At 35.8% G+C, this 20,313-nt stretch carries 14 protein-coding genes and 5 tRNA genes; 14 read left to right on the top strand and 5 right to left on the bottom strand.

Going from position 1 to position 20,313, the window contains the following annotated elements; genetic code table 11:
• The first annotated feature begins 25 nt into the window (after positions 1–25).
• The 4 genes from P256_RS03300 (at position 26) to P256_RS03285 (ending at position 10,465) form a co-directional block, all read left to right on the top strand.
• Entirely contained in the window at positions 26–2,707 is a 2,682-nt protein-coding gene (locus P256_RS03300) for an autotransporter assembly complex protein TamA (protein WP_023272265.1), read from the top strand.
• Positions 2,708–2,726: 19 nt separating this feature from the next.
• Positions 2,727–7,217, top strand: coding sequence for a translocation/assembly module TamB domain-containing protein (locus P256_RS03295; RefSeq protein WP_023272264.1), 4,491 nt, complete (start codon positions 2,727–2,729; stop codon positions 7,215–7,217).
• Positions 7,218–7,300: 83 nt separating this feature from the next.
• Positions 7,301–7,636 (top strand): hypothetical protein, encoded by a 336-nt coding sequence (locus tag P256_RS03290; RefSeq protein WP_023272263.1) that lies wholly within the window; start codon positions 7,301–7,303, stop codon positions 7,634–7,636.
• Between the two features lie 189 nt (positions 7,637–7,825).
• Positions 7,826–10,465, top strand: coding sequence for a bifunctional aconitate hydratase 2/2-methylisocitrate dehydratase (locus tag P256_RS03285; RefSeq protein WP_023272262.1), 2,640 nt, complete (start codon positions 7,826–7,828; stop codon positions 10,463–10,465).
• A gap of 59 nt (positions 10,466–10,524) precedes the next feature.
• On the opposite strand, the gene P256_RS03280 is transcribed toward P256_RS03285, so the two are convergent.
• Entirely contained in the window at positions 10,525–11,439 is a 915-nt protein-coding gene (locus P256_RS03280) for a hypothetical protein (protein ID WP_023272261.1), read from the bottom strand.
• A 233-nt stretch (positions 11,440–11,672) separates the two neighbouring features.
• On the bottom strand, positions 11,673–12,551 hold the full coding sequence (locus P256_RS03275; RefSeq protein ID WP_023272260.1) for an ATP-binding protein: 879 nt from the start codon (positions 12,549–12,551) through the stop codon (positions 11,673–11,675).
• Positions 12,552–12,733: 182 nt separating this feature from the next.
• On the opposite strand from P256_RS03275, the gene P256_RS03270 reads away from it, so the two are divergent.
• From P256_RS03270 to P256_RS03240, 7 genes are all read left to right on the top strand, one after another.
• Positions 12,734–14,212, top strand: coding sequence for a DUF3336 domain-containing protein (locus tag P256_RS03270; RefSeq protein ID WP_023272259.1), 1,479 nt, complete (start codon positions 12,734–12,736; stop codon positions 14,210–14,212).
• Complete coding sequence (locus P256_RS03265; protein ID WP_023272258.1) at positions 14,202–14,978, top strand: protein kinase domain-containing protein; 777 nt, start codon at positions 14,202–14,204, stop codon at positions 14,976–14,978. The genes P256_RS03270 and P256_RS03265 overlap by 11 nt, the downstream gene beginning before the upstream one ends.
• A 108-nt stretch (positions 14,979–15,086) precedes the next feature.
• A tRNA-Leu gene (locus P256_RS03260) sits at positions 15,087–15,171 on the top strand.
• Between the two features lie 32 nt (positions 15,172–15,203).
• A tRNA-Trp gene (locus tag P256_RS03255) sits at positions 15,204–15,277 on the top strand.
• Between the two features lie 39 nt (positions 15,278–15,316).
• Positions 15,317–15,401, top strand: a tRNA-Leu gene (locus P256_RS03250).
• A 54-nt stretch (positions 15,402–15,455) separates the two neighbouring features.
• Positions 15,456–15,529, top strand: a tRNA-Trp gene (locus P256_RS03245).
• Between the two features lie 36 nt (positions 15,530–15,565).
• Positions 15,566–15,650, top strand: a tRNA-Leu gene (locus P256_RS03240).
• 67 nt (positions 15,651–15,717) lie between these two features.
• Here P256_RS03240 and P256_RS03235 read toward each other — a convergent pair.
• Both P256_RS03235 and gloB read right to left on the bottom strand, forming a co-directional pair.
• Positions 15,718–15,921, bottom strand: a complete 204-nt coding sequence (locus P256_RS03235) for a hypothetical protein (RefSeq protein ID WP_023272257.1) — start codon at positions 15,919–15,921, stop codon at positions 15,718–15,720.
• Between the two features lie 279 nt (positions 15,922–16,200).
• On the bottom strand, positions 16,201–16,938 hold the full coding sequence (gene gloB, locus P256_RS03230; RefSeq protein ID WP_023272256.1) for a hydroxyacylglutathione hydrolase: 738 nt from the start codon (positions 16,936–16,938) through the stop codon (positions 16,201–16,203).
• A 189-nt stretch (positions 16,939–17,127) separates the two neighbouring features.
• Between gloB and pabC the strand changes: the two genes are divergently transcribed.
• The 3 genes from pabC to tmk are packed head-to-tail and all read left to right on the top strand — an operon-like array spanning position 17,128 to position 19,613.
• Positions 17,128–17,943: an aminodeoxychorismate lyase gene (pabC, locus tag P256_RS03225; protein WP_023272255.1), complete on the top strand. Its 816-nt coding sequence runs from the start codon at positions 17,128–17,130 to the stop codon at positions 17,941–17,943.
• Positions 17,944–17,957: 14 nt separating this feature from the next.
• Positions 17,958–19,004: an endolytic transglycosylase MltG gene (gene mltG, locus P256_RS03220; protein WP_407637976.1), complete on the top strand. Its 1,047-nt coding sequence runs from the start codon at positions 17,958–17,960 to the stop codon at positions 19,002–19,004.
• Positions 19,005–19,613, top strand: a complete 609-nt coding sequence (gene tmk, locus P256_RS03215; protein WP_023272253.1) for a dTMP kinase — start codon at positions 19,005–19,007, stop codon at positions 19,611–19,613. It abuts the gene before it with no gap.
• Here the strand turns inward: tmk and P256_RS03210 are convergent.
• The gene (locus tag P256_RS03210) at positions 19,608–20,195 is read right to left on the bottom strand and encodes a uracil-DNA glycosylase family protein (RefSeq protein WP_023272252.1); all 588 of its coding nucleotides are present in this window, start codon (positions 20,193–20,195) and stop codon (positions 19,608–19,610) included. The genes tmk and P256_RS03210 overlap by 6 nt on opposite strands.
• Positions 20,196–20,313: the final 118 nt, after the last annotated feature.

Here is a 20,313-nt window from a genome sequence, read left to right as displayed (position 1 = left end):
AATAAAAAAATTGGTTGTTGCTTCTATGCTTTTAAAGAAACATTTTAAAAAGCTGATCCTTGTTCAGCATGTACAAACTATATTAAAGGTGAATGATCTTCAGCGCTTAATATGTACGAGTTTGTTGTTTAGTTTCTGTTCATATAGTTTTGCACAGACAGCAGATTCGAATACAAGTCAAAATGTACTATCGACAGCTTCAAATAACAATGCTTCTAGTTTAAGTGTGGCAAAAAATTCATCAAATCTTGATAGCATGCAACTTTTACAACAACAGCAACAAAACCCTGCGCTCACTGATTTTAAGCCAATTGATTTAAAAGATTTAGATAATATATCTAGTGCACCTGTAGACGAAAGTATGGCACAAGAGATATTGCAAGATGCAGATCAGGCCAAACAACAAGCTCAATTAAATAGAGGACAGAGCTTACCTGCAAATACTAAAATTTCACCACAAACTGAACAGCAGTTAAACCAAATTCAAGGTAGTACAGTTAATGTGAATGAAGTTATGCAATCTATTGAAAGTGCGCATAAAGATGACCTGACACAAGCACAAAAAAATGCAGGGCAGAATAAAGGTGCTATTTTTGATGATGCGACTTTTGAAGTACAGCCAGAAGAAAAAGAAAAAGGATTTTTTAAACGTTGGTTTTATCGTCTAAAGCCACGTAGTGATATTACTGCTTTATCTATTCCTAAGATATCTGCACAAGTGGAAGGTGCACCACCACTTCTTGAAACTAATATTAAGAATAAACTTTCGACTTTTACGCAAGAAGCTTTTGATGATTATAGTTCTGCATTACCACAATTACGTGCACAGACGACGCAGGCAGCACAAGCTGTAGGTTATTATAATGCTCAGTTTAAGTTTCAAAAAATAAGTAATAATAAAGTACGTGTACTTGTTACACCGAATGACCCAGTGAAAGTTGCTGAGGAAAATATTGACTTTACAGGGCAAGGTGCGGCAACACCCCAGTTTCAAATTATTCGACTTATTCCTGACCTAGATATCGGTGATATCTTGAATCAAGGAAAATATGAAAAAACAAAATCAAGAATTGTAGAAGCAGCAAGTGATAATGGTTATTTTGATGCGTATTGGCGCTTACACGATTTAAAAATTGAGCTGCCTGAGAATAAGGCAGATATTAATCTACGTTATGAAACAGGGCAGCGCTATAAATTGGCGAATGTCGAGTTTCGTATGAGTGATGCTAAAAAACCATTTCCATTAAATATGAATGTATTAAAAAGTATGGTGCCTTGGGAAAATGGAGATGATTATACATTTTGGCGTGTAAATACTTTAGCAAACAACTTAACCAATAGTCGATACTTTAATTGGAGTTTGGTTGAAACTGTTAAGCCAGATCCTATTGTAAAACCACTTGATCTTCCACCTGATATTCAAGCGTTGGTTGATCAGCAAAAAATTACACTGAGTGAAGCACTTTCAGAGAATGCTGCAACAAAAAGTAAAACGACTAAGCCAACATCTGACCCTTCTTCAAAAGAAGTAAAGCAGCATGTTGTAGATGAGCAACAGTTTGCAGGTACAGAAAATAAAACTAAAAAAGCTGATGGTCAAATTGACCCACAAAAATTGCAAGACAACGAACAAAATCAATTAAAAGCACAAGCACGTGAAACGAAAGAAGTCCCTGTTATTGTGACATTAAATGCAGATAAGCTGAATAGTGCAGAAGCAGGTATTGGTTATGGTACAGATACAGGGGTTCGTGTGCGTACTCAGTATCGTCGTGCGATTGTTAACCGTTATGGGCATTCTTTTGATGCCAATATGGAAGTATCGCAAATTCGTCAAGCAATTGATGCGCATTATACGATTCCATATAAGCATCCACTCAATGATTATTTTAACCTAGTTTCTGGTTATGAACGTAATAAGTTTGATGGTGTTGGGCCAAATATGAGCCTGACAACTGAAACAGCAATTGCAGGTGCAGAACGTATTATTCGTAATCCTTTTGGTGGGTGGCAACAGTCATTTGGTTTCCGTTATCGCTTGGATAAAATTCATCAAATTGGTCAAGTAAATACCAATGATGTGCCTGCTGCATTTCTAAGACCCGGTTCTAGCCCTGAACAACAGGCTTTATTATTTGGTTATCAATTGTCTAAAACCAATAGTAATGACCCAATTAATCCTGTGAAAGGTTTTAAGCAAACATATAAGCTTCAATTAGGCTCAAAATCTGTTGTTTCAGATGCCAATATGGCAATTGCTAATGCAGACTGGAGCTTCATTTATTCGTTAGGGGAAAATTATAATCACCAGTTTATTGGCAGTGCAAAGCTTGCTTATATTTTTACCGATGACTTTGCAAATGTTCCATATAACTTAAGATTCTTTGCAGGTGGAGATCAGAGTCTAAGAGGCTTTGACTATAAAGCATTATCTCCTGAAGAAGACGGTTATAAAATTGGTGGGCAAGGACTAGCTGTAGGTTCATTAGAATATAACTATCAATTTAAAGAAGGTTGGCGTGCTGCAATATTTACCGATTTTGGTAATGCCTATAACAAGAATTTTAGTAACCCAATTGCTTATAGTATAGGGACGGGTATTCGTTGGCAGTCTCCTATTGGGCCAATTCGTTTAGATATTGCTTCTGGTATTTCTGATCCGGGGCATCCAATCCGTTTACACTTCTTTATTGGCTCTGAGCTTTGATTTTTGGGTGAGAAAACGCATGACTGTACAAGAAAAGCCAAAATCAAGTTGGTTAAAAAGAGTATTTATTTCCTTATTAAGCATTCTTGTTGTGTTGTTAGCAGCACTTGCTGTGATGTTTTCAACAGATAAAGGAAGCAAATTTTTATTAGATCGCGTACTTTCACATCAAAGTATGTTGAAGTATCAGTATGAACGCGGTAGTTTTTTAGATGGTCTTATTTTAAATAATATTGATGTCAATTTAGACTCACTCGAAATCAAAATTAAACGTGCAGACTTGGTGATCGGTTGGCGCGCTGTCTTAGAGCAAGAGGTTCACTTCTCACGCGCAAATATTCAAGAACTACAAATTATTGATAAGAAACCACCAAGCAATAAGCCTTTTGAGTTCAGTGATATTAATATGCCTGTGACTTTGCGTTTAGATCAGGCAAATTTAGATGTATTGCGTATAAAAACGACAACATCAAGTACAGACCTCAAAGATTTGCATTTGAAGAATACGCTTTGGAAAGGTACTAAGCTTACATTTAAAGAAGCAAACTTAAAGGTTGGTGATTACGTTGCTGTAAATAAAGCACAAGGTATGATGGACTTTAAGCAAAAGTATCCATTAAATGTGACTGCACAAGTAGATATTCCATCACTACATACATTAAATATTAAAAATATTTTTGTCGATGCAAGAGGGACGCTAGACACAATAGCAGCAGGTTTTGCAACAAATACTCCAGATTTAGTATCAGGAAGAATGATTGTTCACCCTGTACGTGATAATGTGCCGATGAATGGTCAATTAAACTTTAAAAATTACCACTTGCCATTCGCAACAGACCAAAAACTATTTATTCCATCGGGAGTTGCCTATTTAAATGGTTCTGCTTCAGATATGTCTGTTAATTTAAATACTGAATTGTCGGGTAAAGATGTACCGAAAGGAAGCTATAGAGCAGATTTATATGTGGACTATGTACATCAAATGAAGATTAACCAATTTCAAGGTAATTTAATGGGAGGTGTTATTAATCTCTCAGGTATTTTGAATTGGGAAAAGGCGCTACGTTGGGATGTAAAAGGACAGCTAAATGGTCTAAAAGCATCGGACAAATCAATTCCTACTTCTATTAAAGACTTTTTGCCTCCTGATATGGATGGTAAGTTAGGTGCAACTGGTGATTTAGATAAAGGGACTCACCTCAATGCATTTATTGATTTTAATAAATATGAAAAAATTAAATTTAAACTGATACAAGATGAACAGAACACAGCACATCAAAACATTGTATCGCCACTTAAAATGAATGTTTCATGGTCTGATATGAATCGTGCTATGCCTTATATTGGGTGGTTGAATAGCCCTAAAGGACAGGCAGATATTGCATTAGAAGGGCAAAAAACATCAGTAAATGCAAACTTAGATATTATTAAAAATCCAAAGGGAACGCTACCTACAGGGCAATATATTGCAAATGCACTGTTGAATGCGCATGATTTGGATGTTTCTACGTTTAAATATATTACGCCTCAGGGTGGGCTTGTAGGTGATGCAAAAGTATTATTACCTAATGAAAAAAGACAATTGAAATGGGAAGCCAATTTACAGGCTAAAAACTTTAATCCACAAACTGTAGCTGATGCTGCACCTGTAGATCTGCTCAATGGGTCATTGAAAGCAAATGGTTATGCTGAAAAAGATGCACAAATTATTCAGTTAAAAGCAATTGATCTCACTGGAAAAATGGCTCAACAGAAAGAGACGATTCGTTTAACTGGTGATACTACAGCATCTATTTTAATGAATGATGAAAAGCATGGCGGTGGATTACGCGGTTATGGTGTAATTTATAATGGAAATTTGAAGTCTAGCCAATATCCAGATGCAGATGGTGCATTAAATATTAAAATTGCGGGTACGAAAGATAGTATTCAAGTGAATCAATTCCAACATGAAGGGACTGCTGGTAAAGTTTTAGCCAATGGTGTTGTAAACTTACATAATGGTATTGGTTGGAATATGAATGCCTCATTGGTGAAGTTTAAACCACAATATTTTGTATCTAATGTGCAAGGTGAAGTCTCTGGTGTGATTAAGACACAAGGAGTATGGTCTGATCAGGCAAAGCGTATCTCTATAGAAGATTTGAACTTAGCGGGTATTATCAATCGTCAAATTTTGCGTGGTAAGGGTAAACTTAGTTTAGTTTTAAATACAAAAAATAATAGCTTAGTGCCACAGCAATTTGAAGCAAATGATTTGTTCCTTGCTTATGCAGGTAATCAAGTTCAAGTGACAGGAAATGCGCAAGATTTAGATGTAAAACTCAATGCACCTGCATTATCAAATCTTTATGGTGGACTCTCAGGGAATGCTTATGGTTCAGTACATTTAAAAACACAGCCTAATTTGAAAGCGACGGCAAATATTAATGTAGATCATCTTGCATATGCTGGAAAACTAAATGTTGAGAAAGTTCGTATTCGTGGAGAACTTCCTACTTCTGAAACAACACCAAGTACACTAAAAGCAGAACTGACCAATTTGAATTATGGTAATAGGCAGATTCAATATGGTGGCTTAGTTTTATCAGGTACGCGAGCAGCACATATTGTTAGCCTACAAGCTTGGAATAAATATTCTAAGTTCTATGTTCAGTTGGCAGGTGGTTTTAATGCCAATAATGATTGGTTAGGGCAAATTCAGAAAGGAACATTTGACTCTGTACGTGCTGTTTTAAATCAGCAATCGAATGCAAATGTTATATATCGCACAGCGACAAAACAGCTATATGTTGGAGAGCACTGTTGGGCAAGTAATCAAAGTAAACTTTGCTTTGATAAGCCTGTGCAGATTAGCCCAACAGGTGGAGATGTTTCATTTGTTGCCAATAACTTGAACTTGAATGACTTTGCAGCATTTATGCCAACTGGTTTAGCAATGACTGGAGAGGTTGATGGTTATGCGAAAGCAAATTGGTCTGAGGGTCATAAACCAAATATTGATGCCAGCATTATTGCAAAAAATGGTCAGATTGGTGTTTCTTCAGATGATCCTGATGACCCTGCGACAACGACAAGCTATCAACAAATGAGTTTGATTACTAAAAGTGTAGCTCAAGGCTTATTAATGCGTTTTGATGTAAAAACAGCAAATATTGGTAATGGCTATGCAAGTGTGGTGATTAATCCATATGATGAAAGTCTACCGATGCAGGGCGAAGTTGCATTTTCACAGGTCGATCTTAAATTTTTAAAACCATTTATTTCAGATGTAAGAAGTATTGGGGGAACATTAGATTTTGCTGGAAAAATTAATGGAACACTTTCAAAACCTTTAGCAACTGGTGATCTGCGTTTAAAAGACGGCTCTATTAGTATGATTTCGATGCCAGTCAATTTAACGAATATTCAACTATATTCTGCAATTAGACAAGATCAGGCAAGTATTATGGGGATCTTTAATAGTGGGCCGGGTACAGGAAAAATTGATGGTTTTGTTAATTGGGCAGATGATTTACATGTTCAACTGAAAGTACAAGGCGATAATTTACTTGTTAAACAAACACCTTTGGTAACAGCACTTGTAAATACGAAAGTAGATTTAGATATTTATCCAATGTCTAGAAGTATTGTTGTGAATGGTAAAATTGATATTCCTCGTGCAATTATTAATATGCCCGAAACAAGCCCTGATGTAATTAATGTATCTTCAGATGCACGTGTAGTTCATACAGGTGACGATTTAATTGCCATTCTAAAAGCAGCAAAACCGTGGAATATACAGGCTGATATTGATTTAGCACTCGGTGATCGTGTTATTTTCCAAGGATTTAATAGCCGAATTCCTTTGACTGGTCGTTTATATTTATCTCAGCGAGGTACAGAAATCGCAATGAGTGCAAATGGAGCGATTGGTGTGAGTCAAAAGGTTAAGATTGAAGCTTATGGACAATCGTTAGATTTAAATCGTGCGATTGCCCGTTTTAATGGGCCACTTGCAAATCCAACATTAGATATAGATACAACGAAGAAAATTTCGAATACGACGGTAGGTGTTAGAATTACAGGCACAGCAACTACCCCAAATATTCAAATCTATAATGATGGGGGGTTATCTGAGCAAGAAGCATTAAATGCTCTAATTACGGGACGTATTAATGAAGGCAGTAGTAGTTTAAGCCAAACGGAAGGTTTTAAATCTGATGTGAATAATACGCTTGCCGCAGCGGGCATTAGCTTGGGTCTAGGTGGAACAAGAGCATTTACAAACCAAATTGGTCATGCATTTGGCTTGAGTGGTCTCGCTTTAGATGCACAAGGTACAGGTAATGATACGCAGGTGAGTGTAACAGGCTATATTACACCTGACTTATATTTACGCTATGGTGTAGGGGTATTTACAGCAGTGAATACGTTAACATTACGCTATCAAGTAAACAGACGTTTGTATTTAGAAGCGAGTGAGTCTGTCGAACGTGCAGTCGATTTATTCTATAACTGGCGCTTTTAATTACATGATAAATCAGGCAAAGTGTTAGCATAATTAAGCACTTTGCATGGATTAAAATAAAGTCATATTGGCTTGGAGCTAGAATGAAGAAATTATTATTGCTCGCAGTGAGTGGTATTTTATTGGTAGGTTGTGGCGGACATAAACAAGTGTCTCCGCAAGAAGCATGGCAAGGGTTTTGTAAATCGATTCCAAGTGCTGCATATAATATTATGACAGATCGTCAACAAGGTATTACAGAAAGTGCAGCACTAGACAACGCCAAAAAAATTCAAGATGAACATGCACGTAACTATTTAGTGAGTCTTGTAGAAGAAGCATATAAAGTACCATTGTATGAACAAATGGCCGATAAAGAAAAGGCAATGGCTGACTTTGGCAAAGGACGCTATGACAGTTGTGTTGCACAGCAACCATAAATGAAATAAAGCACTCACATAGAGTGCTTTATTTTTATATATACCATTTCGCCAGAAAATAATGAGCATCACAAACAAACACCCAAATAACATTAACTTTTTGAATTAACTCTAGTAAAATTTAAACAGTACATTACTTACAGCAATAGGATGAGTAAGTAATTTTTGAGAAAAAAGAGGAAGAAAACCGTGCTAAAAGCTTACCGCCAACACGTTGAAGAACGTGCCGCACTCGGAATCCCACCGCAACCATTAAATGATACGCAAACTGTTGAATTGGTTGAATTACTTAAAAATCCGCCAGTAGGTGAAGAAGATTATCTAGTTAACTTACTAGAAAACCGTATTCCTGCAGGTGTAGACCAAGCAGCTTATGTGAAAGCAGCTTTTCTTGCGGCAATTGCAAAAGGTGATGCAGAGTCTCCACTTATCACTAAAGAAAGAGCTGTATATTTATTGGGTACAATGCTTGGTGGTTATAATGTAGCGCCACTTGTAGATTTACTTGAAGATAAGCAGCTTGGCGAACTTGCAGCAACTGCACTTAAAAAAACATTACTCGTATTTGATGCATTTCATGATGTTGCTGATAAAGCAAAATCGGGCAATGCAAATGCACAAGCCGTTTTACAGTCATGGGCAGATGCAGAGTGGTTTACAAGCCGTAAAGATGTACCTGAAGAAATTAAAATTACTGTCTTTAAAGTCACAGGCGAAACCAATACTGATGACTTATCTCCTGCGCAGGATGCATGGAGCCGTCCTGATATTCCTTTACATGCAACAGCAATGTTAAAGAATGAGCGCGATGGTATTCATCCTGAAAAGCAAGGTGAAGTGGGTCCGATTCAGCAAATTAAAGAATTGCTTGCAAAAGGAAACCAAGTTGCCTATGTGGGTGATGTTGTTGGTACAGGTTCATCACGTAAATCAGCAACAAACTCGGTGCTTTGGTACTTTGGTGAAGACTTACCTCATATTCCAAATAAAAAAGATGGTGGTGTGTGTTTAGGTGGAAAAATTGCGCCAATTTTCTTTAATACAATGGAAGATGCTGGTGCACTACCTGTAGAGATTGATGTTTCTGATATGAACATGGGGGATGAAATCCTTCTTAAAGTGAATAAAGCAGAGGCAAAAGTTACAGCGTTTAAAAATGGTCAGCAAATTGCTGATTCAGAATTGAAAACACCTGTATTACTTGACGAAGTGCGTGCTGGTGGTCGTATCAATTTAATTATTGGTCGTGGACTCACAACAAAAGCACGTGAAGCATTAGGTCTTGAACCATCAACATTGTTTCGTCAGCCAAGACAACCGCATGACTCGGGTAAAGGCTTTACGCTTGCCCAAAAAATGGTGGGTCGTGCTTGTGGATTACCTGAAGGTCAGGGGGTGCGCCCTGATACATACTGTGAGCCACGTATGACAACGGTTGGGTCGCAAGATACCACAGGCCCAATGACGCGTGATGAATTGAAAGATTTAGCATGTTTAGGTTTCTCTGCAGATTTAGTAATGCAGTCTTTCTGTCATACCGCAGCTTATCCAAAACCTGTTGATGTTCAAATGCAACATACATTGCCTGATTTTATTATGAATCGTGGTGGAGTTTCACTACGTCCGGGCGATGGTATTATTCACTCTTGGTTAAACCGTATGTTACTTCCTGATACTGTGGGTACAGGTGGGGATTCTCATACACGATTTCCATTAGGAATTTCATTTCCTGCAGGTTCTGGTTTGGTTGCATTTGCTGCAGCGACGGGTGTTATGCCGCTCGATATGCCTGAATCAATTCTTGTGAAGTTCAAAGGGAAAATGGCGCCGGGTATTACATTACGTGACCTTGTACATGCCATTCCTTATTATGCGATTCAAGCAGGTGATTTAACCATCGAGAAAAAGGGCAAGAAAAATATTTTCTCGGGCCGTATTCTTGAAATTGATTTAACTGAAATGGAAAATGAGCTAACAGTAGAACAGGCTTTTGAATTGTCAGATGCATCTGCTGAAAGATCTGCTGCTGGTTGTGCAATTACACTTTCTGAAGAGAAAGTAGCTGAATATCTCCGCTCAAATATTACGATGTTGAAGTGGATGATTTCGCAGGGTTATGGCGATGCACGTACAATGGCACGCCGTGTAGAAAATATGGAAAAATGGTTAGCAGAACCAAACTTGTTGAAAGCAGACCCTGATGCTGAATACACCAAAGTTTATGAAATTGATCTAGCAGACATTCAAGAGCCTGTATTGTGCTGTCCAAATGACCCAGATGATGCAAAATTATTATCTGATGTTCAAGGTGCAAAAATTGATGAAGTCTTTATTGGTTCTTGTATGACCAATATTGGTCATTTCCGTGCAGCAGGTAAATTGTTAGATAAAGTACCAAGTGGTTCGCTATCGACAAGACTCTGGTTAGCACCACCAACGCGTATGGATGAACATCAGTTAATGGAAGAAGGTTTCTATAATACCTATGGTCGTGCTGGGGCAAGAACAGAGATGCCAGGTTGTTCATTATGTATGGGGAACCAAGCACGTGTTGCACCAAATACAACTGTTGTTTCGACATCTACACGTAACTTTCCAAACCGTCTAGGTCAGGGAGCAAATGTATACCTTGCTTCTGCTGAGCTTGCATCGGTTGCGGCAGTTTTAGGTAAATTACCAACACCTGAAGAATACAAAACTTATGCATCGCAAATTGATAGTATGTCATCTGATATTTATAGATATATGAATTTTGATCAGATGAGCGATTATCAAAATGCTGCTGTGAAAGTAGACACTAAAAAAATTGCGATGGCTCAATTAACGTAGACATAGGCAGTTAAAAAAATACCCACATTTATGTGGGTATTTTTTTTTAATTTTATATTTTATAAAGAAAGTAATTCGACTTTGATTTCAACACGTTTGTTTTTTGCGCGCACTTCAAAGTTTAAGTCGATATGGTTGAGCTCTTGAACATAACGAATTGATTCGATATCGATAATTTTGAAGAATTCACCAAGATGGTTAAAGTCATGGCTTAAATCTTTGAAGTCATTCTTAAATTCTTCAACCAATACATGCTCAAGTGCACAAACCAATGATTTATCTTCAGTTGTATAGCTAAGCTCTTTTATTTCTTCGCTTTTAGTGTCTGTAATTAAGCAATCTACTTTATAAGTGAGAGTTTCACGGTCATTTAAGAAAGCAGGGTGTAGCATTGACTGGTCTGTATCTAAACTAAACTCTACAGCATAAGTCCATAAGTCAAGTGCGCCGCGAAATTGCTCCCAGTCTTCTAAAAAAGCATCTTTTGCTGTTGCTTCATAGTCTTCGCTTAACTCTTGTTCTTTTACATTCTTAAAGAACTCAGGTAGGAAGCCCATTGCTTTTGCACTTTCTTCACTAATGTCTTTAATTTGTTCTATCCAAACCTTTTCAACTTTAAGATGTAGGCGAGAAACAAATTTAGGCATCGTTTCTGCGAGTCGCCATGTACCACGTAAAGAAGCAGGACTGCCTTTTGAACCTTTTGATCCAACATCATCAGCCTGATACCAATAGTTATCATCATCTACATTAGGGCTTTTACATTCTTCAGCAGATGCATCGTTATATGACCAATGTGCTGCCCAGTTTTCTTGAATCCAAATTTGATCACCAATTTGAAAGGGAATACTCAGTTTAGCGGCTTCTTCTGCATTTTGTGGTTGAGGTTGAATTGGCACACGGAGTTGTTGTTTTTCTTTTCTAAGAATAGCGTTGACTTCACCCGCCATAAGGGGAATTGAAAATTCAGACATATTGTTATCCTAACACAAATTAAATTTTAAAAATTAAAATGAATACGAATATAGAATAGAAAAATCTTAAACCATTTTCATATTCATCTTGCGATATAAAGTGTAATAAAACATATATTTTTAGGTCATATCATTACTTATAGTAACATATTTAGTGAGACTATATATCATGGGAGATATCAGATCATGCTTTGATGAAGCAAGAAGTGATATCTTTATAGTATTTTAAATAATTAATTTTTTTGAGATTTTAATTGAGAAGAGCCAATCCAATGCTTTGAAAATTGATAGGCTGCACGTCCTGAACGTTGTCCTCGCATTTGACACCATTGTAATGCTTGTAGGCGAACTTCTTGATTAAATTCTAAGCCGTTCTTTTCTAAATAATGTTCCACGATTTCTAAATACAAGCTTTGATCCATAGGGTAGAAGGATAACCATAAGCCAAAACGATCAGACAGAGATATTTTTTCTTCAATCGCTTCTTGAGGGTGCAACTCTGTATATTGAGGGACGTCTACCCGAGTTGTTGGTGTATTCTCATGCATAAACTCAGGAAGTAAATGACGTCTATTACTGGTTGCATATACGATAAAGTTGTTGTTTCCAGATTGTAATGAGCCATCTAAAACACTTTTTAAACTACGATAATTTTCATCTTCTGCATTAAATGCAAGGTCATCACAGTAAACAATAAATTTTTCAGGTCTATTTTTAATTTGTGCTTGAATTATAGGTAGGTCGGATAAATCATCTCGTTCGATTTCAATGAGTCTTAATCCATGATCTTGATATTGGGTAAGTAAAGCACGAACAATAGAGGATTTACCTGTTCCTCTAGAGCCTGTGAGCAAAATATCATTTGCAGGTAGACCTTTTAAAAACTGCTCAGTATTTTGAATAATGACTTCTTTTTGTCTCTCGATTCCCTTGAGGTCGTTAAGGTGCATCGCTTTAGGCGAGTGAATAGCAATAAGTTGTCTGTTTTGCCATTTATAGGCAGGTGCTGAAAAATCGGTTTCTTGTTTTAGCTCGGGTAGGGTTTGTTTAAGTTGTTGTAAAACGTGTGAGAGTGACTCAATAAGATGATCGGGGAGTTCTATATGTGCCATAATTTTGTATTATCATTGGTTTGCTTTATTACTTTTTAAAATATTTAAAAACAATTTACAAGTAAAGCATAAAAGCTGTACTTCAGCTCTTTTTATATTTTATAAAATGTTTTATAGATACAGTTATACTTAGTTAATTTTACTCAACAGCGATTGGGTTTGGTAAAAATTTAGGACATAGAATGTTAAAGCTACTATCACAGCATGCGATAAATTTTCAGCATGCGTATAAAATAAAAAGATTGGAACAGCAGCTTGTACATGCAAATAATTATGATGAATGGAAAGAAATAGCACAACAGCTTGATGAAACATCAGGTATACAAGCATGGAAGGAAGATGATGAGTCGACATACTTTGATCGTGATGTTATTGCACATCGGTTATTTCTACTCAAAAAATATAAACAACAGGGTCGGGTAAAAGATCTCTTAGGCATATTGCATGAAGGGCTGACCTATGATGTCGCGAATATCTGCCATCCAATGCTATTTGTTGTATCTTATTTGGGTACAAAAAAAATTATTGAAGACTATATTGATACTGTTGATCAAAGCTTAAAATATATTGCTGCTGCATCTGATGAAGTCATTTCATTGGATGAAAAAGTTAAGTTTTTTGAGCTCTGTAAGACCGCATATGGTCAGCCTGCATTGATGTTTTCAGGTGGTGCAACATTAGGACTTTTTCATAGTGGTGTCTGTAAGGCGCTTAAAGAGCACGATCTTTTGCCAAATGTACTATCAGGCTCAAGTGCAGGCGCAATTATGACAGCCATGCTAGGTACATTAGACAGTGAGAAATTTAATGCATTGTCTACAGGCGATCAATTTTATAGTCAGGTTTTTCAGTTTAAATCTTTAAAAATGCTTTTAAAAGATCCAAGTGGTTTTACGGATGTCAATTATTTGAAGACTTTCTTACAAGAGCATTTAGGCGATATTACTTTTGCAGAAGCGTATGAAAAATCAGGTCTAGATATTAATATTGCAGTAGCACCTTATAATGCGTCACAAAATCCTCGAGTATTAAACCGTTATATGTCACCCGATTTAATGATTTGGAGTGCTGTATTGGCATCTTGTGCTGTGCCTATTTTATTTTCTCCCATTGAGCTGGTTGCAAAACGTTATGATGGTAAACACGTACCATTTATGAAAAATACACGTTGGGTGGATGGCAGTGTAAGAAGTGATTTTCCACAAGAAAAAATTGCACGCTTGTATAATGTGAATTATAGCATTGCGAGTCAGGCAAATCCGCATGTTGTTCCTTTTATGCAAAGTGATGTTGAGCGCTATCGTCAAGATTTGTTAAGTTGGCCAGAGCGCATTGTGAGAAGGCAAGGGAAAGTCTTTGCCAAAGGTGTGATGGATTTTACACGTGAACGTGTTGGTGCTGTGCCACAAGTTCGTCGCTTGCTTGATCATGGTTATGGCATCGTTGACCAATATTATTATGGAGATATTAATATTATTGGTAAGTATAACCTTCGTCATTATGGCTATTTATTGCAAAATCCAACCCCTGAAATATTTAAAAAGCTACAAAAAGAAGGTGAACGTGCAACTTGGCCTAAGCTATCGATGATAGAGATTTATGCACGTATTGGAAAAACGCTTACGAAAATTCATGCAGATTTATTAAAAGATGAATCCTGAGTTAGTTTCAAAGTCACAAAGTTTAAAATACGGACGCCGTGTTTTTCGCTTTAAAAAGGCAGACGAATTTTATTATTTGAAGTGTCAAAGTGATGTCGGTCATGAACAGTTTAAGCAAGGTTTTAAGCGCGAGTACAGTTTTTATATTCAACATCCAAGGAGCCTTTTTCTATTACCATTTGAAGAAGCAAATTTTATAACGTTAGATGCGTTTGGTTTATCAGAAAATAATATTGGTTTTATTCTGCCAGAAGCAAAATCATTTTTTTTGAATAGAAGTCCGAGTGAATTCAATATTCATGAGATTGTAGAACAAGTGTTGAAGCTGTGTGAGCCTTTAGAAAACTTGCATCAAGCGGGATATGTTCATGGTGATATAAAAAAAGAACATTTTGTTGAATATGCCGAACGCTTCTGTCTTTTAGACTTTGAACATACGGTCTTAGCTTCTTCTGAAAATATATCTAATCTAAATGCAACACCAAGATATATGGCACCAGAACTTTTTCATGGTCAAAATAAGACAGTGCAAACAGATTTATACGCATTGGGTATTGTTTTATATGAGTGGTTAGCACAACAACGTTTAAATATATATTCTTATGAAGAATGGGCGAAATTGCATTGTCAGCAATATTTTGCTCAACTGCCTAAAGTTTATTGCGGTTTACAATTTATAATTGATGGGTTGTTAGAAAAACAAAAATTGAATAGATTTCAAACAATAGGTGCACTTAAAGACTCGATTTATTTTAAGTTTATGTAGTTGGAGCATGCTAAGCTTATGTTTTGAATGTTATTTGTGCATGTGAAATAACTTTTGGAAAAAAATACTTGTCATACAAATGACTTCTCTATAATATACACAGCCATTGGGGGCGTGGCGAAATTGGTAGACGCACTGGATTTAGGTTCCAGCGCCGCAAGGTGTAAGAGTTCGAGTCTCTTCGCCCCCACCAATTTTTAATAGCAGTATGCTGTTAAAAATAGTAGAGGATTGGTGTAATGGTAGCATGACGGTCTCCAAAACCGTTCGTAAAGGTTCGAATCCTTTATCCTCTGCCACTTTTAGAAGTTATTCTAAAATCTGAGTAAATACTCAAAGGGGATGTGGCGAAATTGGTAGACGCACTGGATTTAGGTTCCAGCGCCGCAAGGTGTAAGAGTTCGAGTCTCTTCATCCCCACCAATATTTAAAAGCAAGATAACAGTCTTGCTTTTTTATTATTAAGATTTGAGTTTTAGAGGATTGGTGTAATGGTAGCATGACGGTCTCCAAAACCGTTCGTAAAGGTTCGAATCCTTTATCCTCTGCCATTATTTATTAGAAAAATTTCTGAGGTGTAAAACTTAGGGGATGTGGCGAAATTGGTAGACGCACTGGATTTAGGTTCCAGCGCCGCAAGGTGTAAGAGTTCGAGTCTCTTCATCCCCACCATATATTAAAAAGCAAGACTAGAGTCTTGCTTTTTTGTGTTTAATCGGAGTTGATCCATATAATAGACTTATGCTTTTAAGTGATCTTCAAACTCTTCGCCCAATTGCATTGCTAATGAGTTGCCACCTAAATCGTAAGTCACAAGACCATATTCTTTTTTAAAACTAAATGTAAAACCTTTATTGTCAGTTAAACTTTTTACTGAGTACCCCAATTTTTCTAACCAAATGCGAAAAGCAATTAAGTTTTTTGCTTTAACAACCTTTTTCATGGATTCTCTCCTTATTTGTACTTTCTTATTTATAAGGTTCTATACGGTATTTTTAAAGGGGTAGAATTGCAATAAATATGAAAAAAATACGTTTCAAAAAAAAATGTTATAAAATAACAACACTGGTTACAATCTGGCTTGAAATGTAAAATAAAATATTCTTACTAAAATAATAAATATTTCTATACAATCATAGAGTTAAAATTAATATTTAGATAAAAATATTTTATCAATGTTACATTTACACTTTTTGTTATACTGTAAGCAAATATTACGCCGCTATAGATTATCTTTAAGAGTACGTAAATTTGAAAAAGATTCAATCGATTCTGCGCGTAGAAATGGGTTGGTTTCTTTTTCTAGAGCAATGGTTGTTGGAAGTGTAATTTTATTGAGCAGTCTTAAATACTCAATGTGTTCTACACGCTCTTGTAATATAAAGTTATCAGGTTCTACAGATAATGCAAATTTTGCATTACTTAAAGTATATTCATGTGTGCAATATACCTGAGTAATATTTGGTAGTTTTGTGAGTAACTGCAAAGAGTGATACATTTGAGTATGCGTCCCTTCAAAAACGCGACCACAACCCATAGCAAATAGTGTATCTCCAACAAATACGCAGTTTATGTTTGGAATATAAAAGACAATATGACCTAGGGTGTGACCAGGTGTTGCCAAAACCTCAATATTAAAATGATTAAAATTAAATTGATCCTGATGCTGGAGAGGCTTAGATAAAAAAGGAATTTTCTTTTCTTCTAGCTGTGGGCCATATATAGGCAAGCTCGCATCGAATTCTAATAGTTTTGGTACGCCAGCAGTATGGTCTTTGTGCCAATGTGTAAGCCATACCTGCTTTATTTTTAAATAATTATTCTTACAGTATTCAATAACAATCTCTCCCTCTGTTGGATCTACTACCACGACCTCATGTGTTTTGGTATCTTCAAGTAACCAAATATAATTTTGTAGACTATTTTCAACATCTATTACATGTATTTTAAAATGTGTCATTAATTTTAATCCTTATGTCTTTCATAAATTATAAATGTAAATGGTTGAATCTATAAGACTTACTTATGTAACATGATAAATACTTCATAAAAATAGTTTTAATTTATTAAAATCTAAGCATTTTTATAAAAATAAGTATAAAAACTTAAATAAAGAATTTACACTATTAAAAAGTAAGAGAGGGCAGTTATGTTTTGTTTTAAAAATGGTGTAAGCGTAACTCATACTTCATTATTAGATCGTGCTTTTCAGTATGGAGATGGCTGTTTTACTACTGCATACATTAAAAATAGCGAAATACAGCTCTGGTCTAGACATTTAAACAGACTGCATCAATCTGCTGAATGTTTAATGCTTCATTTTGATGAAACTGCTTTAGAAAAACAATTGATTATATCTCTGTCAGAAATTCGGGACTTTAATGGCACTTTAAAAATAATACTTAGTCGAGGTGAGGGGCAACGAGGATATGATTTCTCAAGAGAAAAAGAAGTAGATATTTATCTATTGTTCTTCCCGAGTCATCAAAAGGCTACACCATATTCAACAATAGCAGCATGCAGTATTTTAAATAATAAAATTGGTATAACAATGCCAAATCTTGTTGGCGTCAAGTCTTTAAATAGATTGGAACAAGTTGTTCTGAAAAGAGAAGCAACAGATAAAGGTATTAAAGAAGCACTTGTTTTAGATATTCAAGATAGAATTGTTGAAGGTATAAGCAGTAATTGCTTTTTGTTGTTAAATGGACAATGGGTTACACCTTATCTTGGTTATAATGGCATACATGGTGTAATGCGTGCTGAAATATTAGATAGAATGAAAAAATCTCATATTATTTGCCAAGAGCGCGAAGTTTATATTGATGAAGTAACCAATATTCAGGCAATGTTCTTTTGTAATGCACTACATCCTATGCAAGCTGTTCAAACAATAGATAATCACATATTAGATGATCAAATAACTAAACAATTATTTGATCTGTTGAAATTAGACCAAATGTAATAATGATGAGTAGAATGGAAAAAAATAGACCTGAAAAGAAAAAAACCAATATACGCTTTTGGTTTGTTGCACTATTTGTCATTGTTGCTGGTTGTTGGATTATTTATGGTTTGAGTTTAGGGCGTCAATATCCTGTTGATGGACAAAAGCAATTTATTTCTATTAATCAAGGTGAAACATATACAGGCTTGATCGACCGATTGGCACAGCAAAATAAAATTGATTTTCCAACGGTTGTAAAAATTTATCGTAAATTGATGGTTCATGGCACGCTAAAAGCAGGTGTTTATGAGGTTGAAAAAGGAATGACTGTACTTGAGGTTTTACAGCTTATGTCTAATGCTGAAAACTCTCAAATGAATAAAATTATGGTGATTGATGGGACAACATCTAAACAGCTTTTGGATCGGTTGCGTCAAGATCCATTTGTGACTAAAACAATTGTTAATTTACCATATGACCAAATGATGGCAGAGCTTGGAATACCTTATAAGAGTTTAGAAGGACTTTTAGCACCGAATACGTATTTTTTTAATAAGGGTGAAACAGATAAACGAATTATTTTGAATTTATACCATCGTCAAATGGATGCTTTAGATCATGCATGGGAAAATCGTGCTGACAATCTACCTTATAAAAATAAATATGAGGCGCTGATCATGGCATCTATTATTAAAAAAGAAACAAGTGTAGACAGTGAACTTAATGAAGTTTCAGGTGTGTTTGTACGTCGGCTTCAGCATGGTATGCGTTTACAAACAGATCCAACAGTAATTTATGGGTTAGGAGACCAGTACGATGGTTCGATTACAAAGCAAGATCTGCGGACACCTACACCATATAATACTTATACAATGAATGGTTTACCACCAACACCAATTGCGTTACCAGATACCAAGTCTATAGAAGCTGCGATGCATCCCGATGATTCTAAAAATGTCTATTTTGTAGCAACAGGAAATGGTGGGCATAAATTTAGTGAGACACTCGCGGAGCACAATGCGGCAGTTCAAAGTTATTTATCTGTTTTAAAAGCAAAGAAGAATGGAGCAACACCATAAATGTTTATTAGTTTTGAGGGTACAGAAGGTGTTGGTAAAAGCACTTTAATTAAACGTGTACATGAATATTTCTTAGAGAAAAATAAAGAAGTTATTTTAACACGTGAACCTGGTGGCACAGCTTTAGCAGAAAAAGTACGAAATCTTTTATTGCAGGTTGATGATACAGAGGTCATGTGTCCTGATACAGAACTTTTACTCATTTATGCAGCACGTAGTCAGCATTTAAGTAAAGTCATTTTACCTGCACTTCGTGATGGTAAAGTTGTTTTAAGTGATCGTTTTACAGATGCAAGTTTTGCGTACCAAGTGAAAGGGCGTGGATTGAGTAAATCAAAATTAGAAATACTCAACCAAACCTTTGTAGAAAGAATGCCAGATATTACGTTATGGTTAGATGCACCTATTGAAGTTGGTATGTCCCGTGCGCGTGCACGTGGTCAGTTAGATCGTTTTGAAAAAGAAAAACTGTCTTTTTTCTCTAAGGTGAGAGAGGGATATGCAGAATTACATCGGCAACAACCTCAACGTATTTATAAGGTAGATGCAACACGTTCTGAGCAGGAAGTGTTTAAGCAGGTATTAGAGATTTTTGAATCTAAATTATAGTAAGCCAATTTCTTTAAATAATTTTTGATATGCTTGTGCTTTCTCTTGGAGCGCTAAAGGGTAAGCACGAGATGTTGATGGCATTCTATATAATTTAATATCACGATTTATGAAATGTACATGACTTGACTGCTGTATTGTTGGTGCTTTCGTATCGGTAGGAAAGTGTTGCATTAATGTTTGAGTCGCTTTCTCTCCTGTAGTCATGATTGCTTTACAATCAGGTATTGCTGTTAAAAATGTAGTAAGACTGCTTGGTTCAATCACTTCTAAAAATTTATCCGATGCATTTCCTTTCAAACGTTTGACTTTGTATGCAGTATCAAAAATAGCAATATGATATTCATGAAGAAAAGCTTTAATTTTATCTAGATAAAAGTTTTTATTTGCAATATCTAAAAAGTAAGATACATCTTTAAAGAATAATAGTCCTATGATGCGCCACATATCATTTTGGTAATTTGGATAATAAAAATCCATTTTCCACTTATTTTTAGGGGGTGGAAAGCTACCAAGCATAAGTAGTTTAGCTTTTTTAGGTAAAAAAGGGGCTAACGGATGAGTTTCAATAATTGGTTGCATGTTGGTAGTAATTCTTCTGATTTATTTACATTTGATAAATATTATTAACTATGCCATAAATTCTTACAATGTTTGTTTTTTATACATGGGGAAATCATGTTATAAAAATGATCAGTTT

The sequence above is a fragment of the Acinetobacter nectaris CIP 110549 genome (assembly GCF_000488215.1).
GTDB classification, from domain to species: domain Bacteria; phylum Pseudomonadota; class Gammaproteobacteria; order Pseudomonadales; family Moraxellaceae; genus Acinetobacter; species Acinetobacter nectaris.
Note: the sequence above shows the minus strand (reverse complement) of the source record. Positions and strands in the feature narration are given on the sequence as shown.

What these genes read in the sequence shown, in the direction of transcription:
- gloB (WP_023272256.1), bottom strand. Translation starts at nt 16,938, where the DNA reads ATGACACATTTTAAAATACATGTAATAGATGTTGAAAATAGTCTACAA.
- tmk (WP_023272253.1), top strand. Translation starts at nt 19,005, where the DNA reads ATGTTTATTAGTTTTGAGGGTACAGAAGGTGTTGGTAAAAGCACTTTA.
- P256_RS03300 (WP_023272265.1), top strand. Translation starts at nt 26, where the DNA reads ATGCTTTTAAAGAAACATTTTAAAAAGCTGATCCTTGTTCAGCATGTA.
- mltG (WP_407637976.1), top strand. Translation starts at nt 17,958, where the DNA reads ATGGAAAAAAATAGACCTGAAAAGAAAAAAACCAATATACGCTTTTGG.
- P256_RS03290 (WP_023272263.1), top strand. Translation starts at nt 7,301, where the DNA reads ATGAAGAAATTATTATTGCTCGCAGTGAGTGGTATTTTATTGGTAGGT.
- P256_RS03270 (WP_023272259.1), top strand. Translation starts at nt 12,734, where the DNA reads ATGTTAAAGCTACTATCACAGCATGCGATAAATTTTCAGCATGCGTAT.
- P256_RS03295 (WP_023272264.1), top strand. Translation starts at nt 2,727, where the DNA reads ATGACTGTACAAGAAAAGCCAAAATCAAGTTGGTTAAAAAGAGTATTT.
- P256_RS03265 (WP_023272258.1), top strand. Translation starts at nt 14,202, where the DNA reads ATGAATCCTGAGTTAGTTTCAAAGTCACAAAGTTTAAAATACGGACGC.
- P256_RS03235 (WP_023272257.1), bottom strand. Translation starts at nt 15,921, where the DNA reads ATGAAAAAGGTTGTTAAAGCAAAAAACTTAATTGCTTTTCGCATTTGG.
- P256_RS03280 (WP_023272261.1), bottom strand. Translation starts at nt 11,439, where the DNA reads ATGTCTGAATTTTCAATTCCCCTTATGGCGGGTGAAGTCAACGCTATT.
- P256_RS03210 (WP_023272252.1), bottom strand. Translation starts at nt 20,195, where the DNA reads ATGCAACCAATTATTGAAACTCATCCGTTAGCCCCTTTTTTACCTAAA.
- pabC (WP_023272255.1), top strand. Translation starts at nt 17,128, where the DNA reads ATGTTTTGTTTTAAAAATGGTGTAAGCGTAACTCATACTTCATTATTA.
- P256_RS03275 (WP_023272260.1), bottom strand. Translation starts at nt 12,551, where the DNA reads ATGGCACATATAGAACTCCCCGATCATCTTATTGAGTCACTCTCACAC.